Source organism: Prevotella falsenii DSM 22864 = JCM 15124 (genome assembly GCF_000613945.1).
Lineage (GTDB): Bacteria > Bacteroidota > Bacteroidia > Bacteroidales > Bacteroidaceae > Prevotella > Prevotella falsenii.
The window spans coordinates 25,500-38,169 of record NZ_BAJY01000018.1; the positions used below are offsets into that span (position 1 = coordinate 25,500).

Annotated in this window: 10 protein-coding genes and 3 pseudogenes; 3 read left to right on the plus strand and 10 right to left on the minus strand. The window is 44.9% G+C overall.

The window, feature by feature from the left end; all coding sequences use genetic code 11:
* Positions 1-12 precede the first annotated feature (12 nt).
* From JCM15124_RS16960 to JCM15124_RS07955, 10 genes and pseudogenes are all read right to left on the minus strand, one after another.
* Positions 13-135, minus strand: coding sequence for a hypothetical protein (locus JCM15124_RS16960; RefSeq protein ID WP_262499274.1), 123 nt, complete (start codon positions 133-135; stop codon positions 13-15).
* A 207-nt stretch (positions 136-342) separates the two neighbouring features.
* Positions 343-603: a hypothetical protein gene (locus tag JCM15124_RS07915; protein WP_024998993.1), complete on the minus strand. Its 261-nt coding sequence runs from the start codon at positions 601-603 to the stop codon at positions 343-345.
* Between the two features lie 888 nt (positions 604-1,491).
* A complete protein-coding gene (locus JCM15124_RS07920; RefSeq protein WP_024998994.1) occupies positions 1,492-1,728 on the minus strand; it encodes a protease inhibitor I9 family protein in 237 nt (78 codons plus the stop codon).
* Between the two features lie 94 nt (positions 1,729-1,822).
* Entirely contained in the window at positions 1,823-3,376 is a 1,554-nt protein-coding gene (locus tag JCM15124_RS07925; RefSeq protein ID WP_232220131.1) for a S8 family peptidase, read from the minus strand.
* An 834-nt stretch (positions 3,377-4,210) separates the two neighbouring features.
* Complete coding sequence (locus tag JCM15124_RS07930; protein WP_024998996.1) at positions 4,211-5,029, minus strand: lysophospholipid acyltransferase family protein; 819 nt, start codon at positions 5,027-5,029, stop codon at positions 4,211-4,213.
* A 21-nt stretch (positions 5,030-5,050) separates the two neighbouring features.
* Positions 5,051-6,225: pseudogene (locus JCM15124_RS13780) on the minus strand (metallophosphoesterase).
* Between the two features lie 4 nt (positions 6,226-6,229).
* A pseudogene (locus JCM15124_RS13785) lies at positions 6,230-7,581 on the minus strand (dihydroorotase).
* 32 nt (positions 7,582-7,613) lie between these two features.
* A pseudogene (locus tag JCM15124_RS13790) lies at positions 7,614-8,473 on the minus strand (DUF4369 domain-containing protein).
* Positions 8,474-8,581: 108 nt separating this feature from the next.
* Positions 8,582-9,007, minus strand: coding sequence for a hypothetical protein (locus JCM15124_RS07950; protein WP_024998997.1), 426 nt, complete (start codon positions 9,005-9,007; stop codon positions 8,582-8,584).
* The gene (locus JCM15124_RS07955) at positions 8,991-9,335 is read right to left on the minus strand and encodes an FtsB family cell division protein (RefSeq protein WP_024998998.1); all 345 of its coding nucleotides are present in this window, start codon (positions 9,333-9,335) and stop codon (positions 8,991-8,993) included. Before JCM15124_RS07955 ends, JCM15124_RS07950 begins: the two co-directional genes overlap by 17 nt.
* 219 nt (positions 9,336-9,554) lie before the next feature.
* On the opposite strand from JCM15124_RS07955, the gene JCM15124_RS07960 reads away from it, so the two are divergent.
* The 3 genes from JCM15124_RS07960 (at position 9,555) to JCM15124_RS07970 (ending at position 12,633) form a co-directional block, all read left to right on the plus strand.
* Positions 9,555-11,339: a DNA polymerase III subunit gamma/tau gene (locus JCM15124_RS07960; RefSeq protein ID WP_024998999.1), complete on the plus strand. Its 1,785-nt coding sequence runs from the start codon at positions 9,555-9,557 to the stop codon at positions 11,337-11,339.
* Positions 11,340-11,959: 620 nt separating this feature from the next.
* A complete protein-coding gene (locus tag JCM15124_RS07965) occupies positions 11,960-12,145 on the plus strand; it encodes a type II toxin-antitoxin system HicA family toxin (protein ID WP_024999000.1) in 186 nt (61 codons plus the stop codon).
* A gap of 86 nt (positions 12,146-12,231) precedes the next feature.
* A complete protein-coding gene (locus JCM15124_RS07970) occupies positions 12,232-12,633 on the plus strand; it encodes a hypothetical protein (RefSeq protein ID WP_024999001.1) in 402 nt (133 codons plus the stop codon).
* Positions 12,634-12,670 lie beyond the last annotated feature (37 nt).

The following is a 12,670-nucleotide window of genomic DNA, read 5'->3' on the forward strand; positions in this document are numbered from 1 at the left end:
GAAAGACAAAGTTTAATCCAATCGTTCATTAGCGTCCTTTACTGATTTTGTTCGATTGTTGAGCAGCTGTGCCGGTGTTTCATCGAAGGCGTAGCGGACTACGGCGAGATGGAATGGCTGCGCAGATGCCGGCAAGCGGACGAAACCGGTAAGGAAGCATGACGGTAATAATAAAGATAAGCAAATGCGTCCTAATGCCCGATTTGGGTTTAAGGCAGGTTCTGAAGGTTTAACCTTTAGCGTCTGCCTTTATTGTTGCCGGTCTATCCCACTGCAGAGATATTAAGAATATGTCTTTGCAGATAGTTTGTTACTATGTGAAACTGTTAAAACGACCTTATTTTATAGTGCTGTGAAAGCAGCCACGAAACCAAAGATGACGCCGGGTGTATTGGCAATAGCAAGTGGTAGGGCGCGCTTTTCCTTGAAGAGACCGTAGCAAACCCATAGCGTACAGTTGATGCCGGCCATAAAAGGTTGTATGAAAGTACCTTTGTGCCCTGCCAGATTATTTTCGATTTGTGGGAAGTAGAACACGTACATCAATATCGATGTTGCCATACCAACCCAACCCATAGCTCCGAAAAACTTTTCTTTTGTCATATATTATCTCCTTTTTTAGTTAATGTCAGATAAAAATAGGCAAAGTATTATTTGCTTGTTTTTATCTGTATATCTTTACTTTATTGTTCAATTCGTTGTTGCAAAGATAAATAAAGTTTCATATTAATGTAATTGTAGCCTAATTGAAATCTTCTTTATACCTTATTTTTTCTGCTTTATATCAATTGGGGCGATAATGTGTTTTCCACGTTTTTCATATCTACCGATTGTATTTCTTGTAGGCAACAATTGCATTTCTAACACCAAAGAAAAATGGGGTTATTTAGAAGTTCTAAGAAAATTAGAATTTTATAGAAACTCTATCACAGAACTTGACTATACCCTTAATTTTGTAAATATAATTCGTAGGGAAAACGATAATTTCGATTTGATGTTGCGAAAGCGGCTGTTTTGCGATGCAAAACCTACGGTTTTACCGTGCAAAACAGCCGCTTTTGGAATGCAAAACAATAGGTTTTGTAATACGCTGATGGATAAAGAGTTAAGCGATAGTTATGTTTGTGAAAAATGTTTACGTTTTTATTGTCTTCTTTTCGTTCGTAGAATAATGTGAGTTTGCGTAAGAATTTGAGGACGAAAATACTTCATTTCTTTTTGATTATAAGCATATTAAATCGTAACCGGTTCTTTCTTTAAGTATCTTATAAGTAATATACCAATGTAATTCTTACATCGAACTCACGTTAGAGAAGGTTGAACAGCTGCGTGCATTCCTCACTTTCCTTGCTTTTAGAAAAAGATTTGCTGAACCAAAAAGATATAATATAAAAAAACAAACCTGCTCAAATTGTTTGCCATTTCATGAAGAAATTATATTCATTGAAAGGGTTATCCGGTCTAAGCAGGTTTGTATTAATGTTATAGGATTTAGAGTATCCCCATCTTAGCATCGGGTTCGATGGCTTGAACACCTTCGTTCTGTGCCAAGACATGTATTTCTTTTGCAGTTAGTCTGGCTGCCAAGATGTTGCTCATCAGAACACGATAGCTTTTCAAGTTGAGAGATTCTGCATTCACGCCTTCCATCAATGTGATGATAACATCAAATTCTCCTAACGGTTTTGAGTTTATCTCTCTTTGAAGTTCAAAACTTATTTTGTCCATAACATTCAATTTTAATATTTACACATCAATGTCAAAGCTACAACGAAGTCTTCACACTAAGCTGATGCCTTTTGTGTGTTGCTTCGTATTGAATTTATCTAAACAGATACCATTCTTTCCAACTGTTATAGAAGACATTAATTTCATAGGTTGAAACCACTCTATCGCAATTGATAAGACCAAATCCCTTTTCCACACTCTTTGGGTACGAATGCCCGTAGTAAGTACCTATCAATATTTGTTTCTTAATCCAATATGTCCATGTATTCGTGCCCCATCTTTCCCATAGCAAAGCTGCAAGTCCTGAAACGTGTGGACAAGCCATACTTGTACCATCCATTTGAGTATAACTTTTATTTAAATAGGTTGATCTGACATTTACTCCGGGAGCAACACAACCAACCGGATTCCATGGCGATTTTTGTCGTCCTCTTGATGAGAAAGCAGCAATATTATTATTTATATCAACAGCACCGACTGCTATCGGACTTGTACTCCACCAATTATTTTTGGCTGAATTCGCAGGAGCACCTACCCAAGGAAATTTACCACGTCCGCTATTTCCTGCCGAAGCAACAACAAGAACTCCATTTTGCTGGCATCTTGAAACAGCTTCTCTATAAGCTATGGTCGGAGCATAGGCACCACCTAAGCTCATACTTGCCACCTTAATGCCATTCTTCACGCACCAATCCATTCCGGCAATGATATTGCTTGTATCTCCCCAACCATCATTACCCAAAACCTTTACGGCATAGAGTTTAGCGCGAGGAGCAACACCTACAACTTGATTTCGATACTCTCTTGCAGCAATAATACCAGCACAATGCGTACCGTGTCCATAGTAGTCCATGTAATTTCCTGAACCTGTGAAGTCGGCACCACCATAAACATATAGGTCAGGGTGGTTATAATCAATGCCCGTGTCCAATACGGCAACCTTTACACCCCAGCCATCATAGCCTCTTGCCCATGCTTCGGGTGCTTTTACCATTCTGATATTCCAAGGAATATACGATGCGTTTATTGCCATGGCAGAGTCGAGTGTTCCTGCCGATGCGGCAGCAGCATTGCAAGAATCAGAAGATTCTTTCTTGATATTTGCATCTAACATCGACGAGAACATATCCATCATTGCTTTCTTATACCCATCAGCAAAACCGCCTTCTTGCGTTTGAACTTGCTTGTCGGCTTCTAATAAGTTGTCTGCACCTAAATTGCTTTGACCGGAAAACCTTGCAAAGTTGAAAGGTTTGGCTTCTTCTTCGGGAATAGTCTTGTCTCCGACAATCGTGTTTTCGTCCTGTGCTTTAAATGGCACAACGGTTTCACCAAAGGCTTCTCTTGTGCGAAAGTCGCCTTTAACTCTTGCTCCGCCTTTAATATTTACAGGTTCTTCCAGTTTAGCCATTTCTTCCTGATTGATATAAACCTCCGGCTGATAGTCGTGATCGTAGCCTTCCGGTTCCATATCCAATGCAAATACTTTCACATCTTCTTCTACTGCCAAGACACCTTCTTGCGTTGAAAGTTCCTTTGCTTCTTCCGATGTAAGTTCAAGCAGCGAAATTCCAACGTTTTCAAAGTGCAAGATATTATCTTTTAAATCAGCTTTTTCGGCAGACATGAAAGAAACTCCATCTTTCAAATTTGATTGGTTTACTTTTAATAGGTTTACTACAGAAGCTTTACCAACTTCTTGATTTGCATAGGTTACTAAAAACTTTTTGTTAGCTTGATTAGACATAGTAATTATTTTTTTAGTTTTACTACTCGTATGGCTTTTCGTATCCGCCCCGTTTTTTATGGTTTCTGGCTCCATTTCTTTTGTTAAACCGGGTAGTCAGCCCATTCTTTAGACTTCTTTTTATGTTTTGATTGTTATACTACTTTTTCCTTTAAGTGATGAACTAAAAACTTTATTCTTAGTTTTGATTTAGATTCTCTCTATTCTTAATTCTGCTACAAATATAAACAATTTTTCTTTAACGAAGCAAATTTTCTGCGTTAAAAAGTCAGGAATAATTCTTTTTCTTTCTACAAAGCAGGTTTTCCATACTCTTTTTTCATGCAAAAGTATCGATATAGACCACTCTGCAATATGTGAATAACATTGATGAGAATCCTGTCGGCAGAATTAAATATTTGTAAAGATTATTCTGTTAAAAAGTGATAACTGCGTTTTGACATTGCAAAAGCGTAGGTTTTGCAATGCAAAACAGCCGCTTTTACCGTGCAAAACCTACGGTTTTAGAATGCAAAACAATAGGTTTTGAAAAGCGTTGATAATAAGATAGTTACACGATAGATACCTGTGTGAAAAATGTTTACAGTTTTATGGATTGTTTCCCGTCTATGAAACGAGGAACACACGAACAATTGTGTAGCTGCCGAAAGACTTCGTCTGTTCGGAAAAGTAGAACTATATGCGTGTCCCTTTCATTGCCTGTCTGCTCCCAACCTCTGTTGTTGGTCTGCCAATCTATTGGTCGGGGTTCTCCACAAAACCTTTATACTGTTCTTCCAAGCCGCTGTTCACGCTTTCGTAAGCCTCTTTCATGGTTGCCTGCTCGAACTCTGCGCCCTTTCCTTTCGGCTCTATGGGCTTGTGAATGGTGAGCGTCAGGGGGTGCCAAACGGGGAAATGCCAGTCTTTTGTGCGCGGCATTACGTTGAAAGAGCCGTTGATGGTTATCGGACAAACGGGTAGTTGCAGCTCGTTTGCCAGCATGAATGCGCCACGACGGAATACACCCAAATGACCTGTAAAGGTGCGTGCGCCCTCCGGAAATACCACTACCGACATGCCTTCGCGAAGGGTTTCGCGGGCTTGGTCGTAGGTTCGCTTTATCTTGCTCGCCCCCGACTTGTCTACAAATATATGGTGGGCGTACTCGCAAGCTATACCTACAAAGGGTATTTTGCGTATGCTCTTCTTCATCAGCCACTTGAAATTGCGACCGAGAAAACCGTAAACGAGGAATATATCGAACGCTCCTTGATGGTTGGCAACGAACACATAGCTTTGCTTGTCGCGCAGATGCTCGCGTCCCTCTACCTTTACAGGCAGGAAAAGGGCACGAATAACGAACTGTCCCCACAGTCTGCCGGGGTGATAACCCCAAAAATGGCCGTCGCCAAGCCTACACCCAACTGCCGTTACCACGGCTGTTATCAACGATGCAAGCAGGAAAAGAGGCAGGAAAATGAAGAACGTATAGAGTCGGTAAAGCAGTGTGAGGACTGTTCCGAAAAGCGTTTTGCGTTCTGCCGATGCAGCTGTTTTGTTGTTGTGTTGCATTATAGTTTGTTTTTATTGTAGCTATTTTGATGTTTCGGCTTTCAGTGTAATCACCACAATCTCGTTCGGCATGTTCAGTCGGAACGGTGCAAAGCCACCCAAGCCTGCCGTTACGTTGAGTATATGGTCGCCACTGCGATAGATGCCGTAGTCGTTTTTCTCTCTCAGTTGTGTGGGGCGGAAGCGAAAATCTGCATTTGTCCGCCGTGAGTGTGTCCGCACAGCGTTATCTGTGCCAAGTTTTGAGGCAATATGTGCCGCCTCCATGCCGATGGGTCGTGCTGCAACATAATGACAAAGGCGTCTGGCTTCACTCCCTTCAGTGTTTGCCTGTAGTCGGCTTTCTGCGGGAAAGGTGGCTTGCCGTCGTTCTCTGTGCCTGCGATAACGATGCTGTCGTTGCCTCGCCGTATGGTTGTGTGGCTGTTTTTCAGCAGTGTCCACCCCAATTTATTGCGCACGATGTCGGCAAACCGTGCCACCTGCTCTCGCTCTTCGTCGGGCGTAAGGTCTACATATTCGGCATAATCGTGATTGCCCGGAACGGCGATAGTGCCCTGCATCGATGATTTCAGCAGCGGAACGAAAGGCAAAATCTCTTCCGGACGCATATTCTGCAAGTCGCCCGTGAAAACAATTTGGTCGGCTTTCGCGTTCTTTATGCTGTCCATTTCGTCTTCGAGAATGGTCTTGCGCCAACCATTGAACGTACCAACGTGGAGGTCGGACACGTGAACGATGCGGTAGCCGTCGAAACTTTTGGGCAGATTGCGCACCGTTAGCGTTTCGTGGCGTACCCTAATCTGCGAGAAGCCGAAAGTCAAGCCGTACATATAGGCTGAAAGAGTTACGCTGCTGACTGCCACACCTACGTAATGACCATAGTTTCGGCGCGTGCGAATGATGGTTTTGCGCACCACCCAGCCTATGAGCGAGCAGATGCCGAAGATGGTTTTAGGGCCTACGAATGCACCCAGTAGGAACAAATAGGTGTTGAGCCACGTAAGATTGTTCGGTGCAAAGTTGCGTATCGATGCCAGAACGCAGGTGTAAATCACGAGGAAGATGGTGGGAATCCACCATGCGAGCCTTTGTTGCCACGACAGCCGAATGCGCTTGCGAAAGTAGTGGGCGTCTATATAAACGTCGGAAAGTACGATGACGAGCAGCAAGGGAATGGCTATTCTGGCAATCATAGATTTATTGTTTTGTATTTCGGAAAGTTATTTGTTCGCCCCGATAGTCGGCATCGAACTTGTCGTTGTCGAGGATATGCACCCCGTTGCAAAGCGTATGCAGTACCCGCCAGTTGTATTGGTGTCCTTGCATCGGACTCCATTTGCACTTGCTCTGTATATTTGCTTCGGTTACAGTCCAAGGTGTGTTGGGCTTTACAATAGCGATGTCGGCACGATAGCCTTTGCGCAGGAAGCCGCGTTCGTCGATTTGGAAGAGTCGGGCAGGGGAGTGCGCCATGAGTTCTACCAATCGTTCGATGGTCAGAATGCCGTTATCGACAAGTTCCAACATCGTCGGTAGAGAGAATTGCACCATGGCATGCCGGAAGTGGCGCAGGCGCAACCGCCTTGTTTCTGTGATAAGAGGTGGGGCGCATGGTCGGTTGAAACGGTGGAGATGCGTCCGTCGGCAAGTGCCCGGCGCAGTTCGGCACGGTCGTGCGCAGTTTTCACCGATGGATTGCACTTTATCAGTGCCCGCTTTACGGCGTAGTCGTCGTTCGTAAAATAAAGATGCGCTATCACGGCCTCCATGGTTACGAAGTCGCGGGCGGGCGGTTGTTGCAGCAAATCAAGCTCGCGAGCCGTCGAAAGATGGGCAATGTGCAGGCGTGTCTTGTGTTTCAGTGCCAGTTCCACAGCCAGTTGCGAACTCTCCCGGCACGCTTTTTCGCTCCGAATTTCGTAGTGGTGGCTGATGTCGGGGTCGTCGCCGTAGAGTGCCTTTGCCTTTTTCATATTCTCGTTGATGATGCCCGAATCTTCGCAATGCGTCATTACGGGCAGTCCTTCGGCGGCTGCGGTGGCAAAAATGCTCTCCAATGCGCTGCGTCGGTCTACCAACATATTGCCAGTAGATGCACCCATGAAGAGCTTTACGCCCGGTACAAGGTGCTTGTCGAGCTGTGTTATCGTGTCGCTGTTGGCATTTGTAGCCCCGAAGAAGAACGAATAGTTGATGTGGCTACTGCGTTTGGCACGCTCGAACTTATCGTTCAGTGCGTCAATCGTAGTGGTCTGCGGGTTCGTGTTGGGCATTTCGAAGAACGAAGTAACCCCTCCGTAGGCTGCCGCACGGCTTTCGCTCTCTATGTTTGCTTTGTCTTCCATTCCCGGCTCGCGGAAATGGACGTGCGTATCGATAATTCCCGGGATAACGAAACACCCCGTAGCATCGATGATTTCATCGAAATTGCTACGGGGTGGCTCGTTTTCGGGCATGATAGCGGCAATCCGATTGTCTTCAATGACGATTGCGCCACTGAAACTTTGTCCTTCATTGACAATCGTTCCGCCGTGAATGAGTTTCCTCATTGTGTGTCGTATCTATATATAATGTGTAGTTTCTATTGTCTTGCTGTTAATGTGTCGCCTGCCATTTCGGCTGGTGTCGGCGGCACAATGTCGCTGTTGGGCGTTTCCGTCATACCTGTCTGCATCGGTTCCTGTGCAGGCATTTCCATACCGTTCATTTCTTTTTGCGCACGCTGGAAGTTCTCGTAGAAGTCCTTTATTGCGCTATTGGTCTTGAAACTGTCGGGTGCTTTCGCTATAATGAACTCTACCCACGAGGGCAACTGGCTGATTGCATTCATATAAAGATAGTCGTTCATCCATACAGGGTACGCATTCGGCGTCATATCGTACGACACCCGCGTGAGAAAACCCCACGGCGAGAGTGCATTGTCGAAGTTTTCGGTTACGAAAGCCGTAAACAGTTTGTCGATATTGGCATATACCTGCAATGCTTTCTTTATAAGGCGGGCATCGGTAGCTTGCTCGTCGTGTCCGTTCATAATGCTGCGCCTTCCTCATGGTCTATTTCCACATACTGGTTGCGCAGTTGTGTGAACTTCTTCCAAAAGGTATTGAGCTTGTCGTTCAGCGGTGTGCCACTCACATTCAACTGTGTATTATCGAGTTTCAGGTATATATTGCCCTCTTCGAGTACGATGGGGAACTGCAAATTCATATCGTCCATATACACTTGCACTATCTGTACGGAGTCGAGCGTGCCTCTGAAAGCGAACTCTCCGTGTACGACATCGCACGAATCGATGGTTATCAGCGTGTCGGCAGAGCCGCCTTTAAGGTATAGTTTCCGTCCGTCGAGGTTGGAAATGTTCGACGAACCCTGTATGTAATACGACTTAGCGCACGATGTGAATGTCATTAAGACAATGAAAGCGTATAGTATTTTGTTCATAGAATGAGTTCTTATTCTGACCATACAAATTTACAATGTATTTGCGAAGTAGCGAAAGTTTTTCATTGAATTTAAATTATTCACGTCCTTTTTAGGCTTTTTTCAATTTTATGATTGTTTCTCTTTCCCTATCAAATAGTCTATTCTGTGTATGGTATAAAGTTCGAGTGCGGTTGCGATGAGCAGTATTACCACCCAGTTATGATAGAAAATGTTCACGTAAATGGTGTATCCGCCAATGGAATTGGCAAGATATTGCTTGATGAAACCGTAGCTGTCTTCCACCATGAAGACGCCTGCAAGTATGAAACCTATATCTGCCAGCACCATAATCTTGCGCAGGCGGCGTATGGTTAAGTTTGTTCCGAGGTATTGTTGGCGCATCTGCATGGTGGCAAAGCATATTGCGCCTATCAGCATTACTATGCAAGCCACGTCTTGTAATATAAAGAAAGCATAAAGACCGGTGCCCACTGCCATCAGCAAACCGCCAAGTGCGTAGAGTATGCTTTCTGTTTTATTCAGTTGTCTCATATACATTTTTGCCCCCTAAAGGTTGTTCGTCGTCGCTCAATACGAATATATCTTCGTCGTCCGCCTTCATGAAATATCGTTCGCGGGCTATCTTTGCGATGGCGCGAGGACTTCTTTTCAGTTCTCTGAGCCTTTCCGTATCGTACTGATACATCTTCTCGTATTTGTCAATCTCGGTGTTAAGGTCTTTTATCTGATAGTAGCATTCCATGCGACGGCGGAAGCTATTCTCGTCGAAAACGCCCACAATGAGCACACCAAGTATGATGACGATATGATACCTGAAGCGACTTAGGAATGAAAAAATATGTCCTGTAATTTTGCTCACTTTGTTCTTTGTTACTATGCGTAGCCTTTCGCCAATGCCATTGCACTGCAGGAGCGGTGCAGACATCGTCGCGGCTATCTTCTGCAAAAGTAATGAAAACTTTTGGAAAATGCAGGAACGGTATGCAGATTTTACGCTAATTAACAATTAAATCCACCGTGCAGCCGTGTCGTTCCCTTACTTTTTATTATCTTTGCAACACCAAAAGAAAATAGAACTATGGACGAATATATTGTTTCGGCACGAAAATACCGACCCATGTCGTTCTCTGCCGTGGTGGGACAGCAGGCTCTTACCACAACGTTGATGAACGCCGTGAAGAACGGAAAACTTGCCCACGCCTACCTTTTCTGCGGTCCCCGCGGTGTAGGAAAAACCACTTGCGCACGCATTTTTGCCAAGACCATCAACTGCGAACACCCTACCGAGCAGGGCGAAGCATGCAACGAGTGCGAGAGTTGTAGGTCGTTCAACGAGGGAAGAAGCTACAACATCTTCGAGCTTGATGCGGCAAGCAACAACTCGGTTGAAAATATCAAGACGCTGATGGAACAGACCCGCATTCCGCCACAGATAGGACGATACAAGGTTTTCATCATAGACGAGGTGCACATGCTGTCTACTGCGGCTTTCAATGCGTTTCTGAAAACGCTGGAAGAACCGCCCGCACACGTCATCTTCATTCTTGCCACGACCGAAAAGCACAAGATTTTGCCCACCATACTTTCGCGTTGCCAGATTTACGACTTCGAGCGCATGTCGGTTTCGGGCATCATCAACCACCTGAAAGCGGTGGCAGAGAAAGAGGGTATCGCCTACGAAGAGCAGGCGTTGAATGTGATTGCCGAGAAAGCCGATGGCGGAATGCGCGACGCACTCTCCATTTTCGACCAAGCAGCGAGCTTCTCTCAGGGCAACATAACCTATCAGAAGGTGATAGAAGACCTTAACGTGCTGGACACGGAAAACTATTTCCGCATAGTAGACCTGTCGGTCGAAAACAAGGTACCCGAAATAATGGTGCTCCTGAACAGCGTCATCAACAAAGGTTTCGATGCCGGCAACCTCGTGAACGGCTTGGCTTCGCACGTGCGCAACGTGCTCATGGCGAAAGACCCGCAGACACTTCCGCTACTCGAAACCGGCGAACAGCAACGCCAACGCTACCACGAGCAAGCCACAAAATGCCCCACGCAGTTCCTTTACAAGGCGTTGGAGATTATGAACCGCTGCGATGTGGAATACCGACAAAGCTCCAACAAACGGCTTTTGGTAGAGCTTACGCTCATACAAGTGGCACAAATCACACAGAAAGACGACGATGTGCCCGGCTCGGGGCGTAGCCCTAAGCAGCTGAAAACCCTGTTCAGAAATCTTATTGTAAAGGCTCAACCGCAAACAGCGTCGCAGGTAGCTGGGGCGAGCCGTAAGCATAACGCCCACGATAATGGGCGCAACGAATCGGTAACACACGTTACCGTCAGTACCACACCCCCTCCTGTGAGCCCTCCTCCCGCAGCCCCCTCCATGCCGAAAGTAAAGTTGGGCAGTCTTGGAATGTCGTTCGCAAACTTGCTGAACGAAGGAAAGAAAGAGGAAAAGCAAGAAGAGGTGGTGGAGATAACCAATAAAGACGAAAGCCGGAGCTTCACCCGACAAGAGCTTATCGTAGAATGGAAAGGAATGTGCACCCGCATTGCCAAGATGAACGCAGGCTTGGCGCAGCGCATGAAGATAATAAAGCCACAGATTTTGCCTGACGGAAACATAGAAGTAGTTGCAGGAAACAAAATCCTGCTCGACGAAATGTGCGCCATTCAGGGGCGCATACGTGCCACCATGGCGCAGCGTCTGCATAACGGACAAATCGACGTGGTGTTGCGATTGGCAAAGGCAGAGGAAATAAAACCCATTCTCACCCCTCGCCAAGAACTTGAGAAAATGCAGCAGCAAAACCATTCCATTACCAAGCTCATCGAACGGTTGGGGCTCGATTTGGCATAAACGGCAGCGCGAAGCCATAGTTTCTACGCTGCATTAACAGCGTGTGCATCTATAAATTCTAGGGAAACTAGAATCTTCTAGGGACTCTAGAAAGAACTTAAAAGCAGCCTTCCTTTTGTAAGAATAATTCCAATAAAAAAACGTTAATTCCGCTTTGGCATTGCGAAACCGTAGGTTTTGCATCGCAAAACCTACGGTTTTACCGTGCAAAACAGCCGCTTTTGGAATGCGAAATAATAGGTTTTTCAATGCGTTGAAAACGAGCTGGTTACATTATAGCTATATCTATGAAAAATATTTACGCCTTTATTCTTTATCTTTCGTTCACCAAATGAGTTGTGCAAGCAAAAGTTGCATGGTGGCACGAAGGCTTTTTCCCTGCCGGTTGGTGGTTTCTGCGGTGTGCCTAAGCGGACAAATTAAGTAATGTTTGTTGGTTTTACGGAAGGTGTAATGATGCGAGAAAGCACCTAAGAATGCTTTACTTATCTTGCGGAAGTATAAGCGTTACATATTAAAAAGAATAGAAAAGGTAGCAAAAAAGTTACTTAAATATTTGTATATATGTAGCATTTGTGCTACCTTTGCATTGTCGGAAAGACAAAAGAGTTCTTTAAATTATGAAGTACAATCAACTTTACAAAGAGTTGAGGAAAGCAGGTTGCTTGCTCACTCAGCATGGAGCCGAGCACGATGAATGGTCTAATCCCAACACAGGAGCCAAAATCAGGATTCCAAGGCACGGTAGCCATGAGGTTAAGACGGGGTTGTTAAAGAAGATTTACAAGGTATTGCTCGGACAATAGTTCGGGCATACCGCCCCCTCGGCAAGGTTGATGAAATGAGATAATTTAGGAACTCTTTTTAAAGGAAATATCTAACACATAACTATATGGCAAGAAAGGTTTTAGTAACTATAGAGTTTGGCAATGATGGCACGTACTCGTGTTACAGCGAACAACCCATAGGCGACTACGCACTGATAGACGGCGATGGTGCTACGGTAGCCGAAGCAAAGGAAGATTTCCTCAAGGCTGTTGAGGAATGTAGGCAGGCTTATCCACAAGACGACAGATACAACAATCTCGTTTTTGAGTACAAGTATGACTTGCGTTCGTTCTTTAACTACTTCAACTTCCTCAATGTATCAGAAATAGCCAAACGTGCAGGGATTAATCCTTCGTTGATGCGTCAGTACACCAGCGGTGTGAAGAATGCGGGCGAAAGCACTTATAAGAAACTTTCTGCCTGTTTGGCACAAATAAAGTCGGAATTACATGCCGCTTCGTTCTGATGCGGAGTACTTCATAAGATAAATAGAACTTTTTAAG

Coding starts and splice junctions, on each gene's coding strand:
- JCM15124_RS07915 (WP_024998993.1), bottom strand. CDS start 603: ATGACAAAAGAAAAGTTTTTCGGAGCTATGGGTTGGGTTGGTATGGCA.
- JCM15124_RS07920 (WP_024998994.1), bottom strand. CDS start 1,728: ATGGACAAAATAAGTTTTGAACTTCAAAGAGAGATAAACTCAAAACCG.
- JCM15124_RS07930 (WP_024998996.1), bottom strand. CDS start 5,029: ATGCAACACAACAACAAAACAGCTGCATCGGCAGAACGCAAAACGCTT.
- JCM15124_RS07950 (WP_024998997.1), bottom strand. CDS start 9,007: ATGAGACAACTGAATAAAACAGAAAGCATACTCTACGCACTTGGCGGT.
- JCM15124_RS07960 (WP_024998999.1), top strand. CDS start 9,555: ATGGACGAATATATTGTTTCGGCACGAAAATACCGACCCATGTCGTTC.
- JCM15124_RS07965 (WP_024999000.1), top strand. CDS start 11,960: ATGAAGTACAATCAACTTTACAAAGAGTTGAGGAAAGCAGGTTGCTTG.
- JCM15124_RS07970 (WP_024999001.1), top strand. CDS start 12,232: ATGGCAAGAAAGGTTTTAGTAACTATAGAGTTTGGCAATGATGGCACG.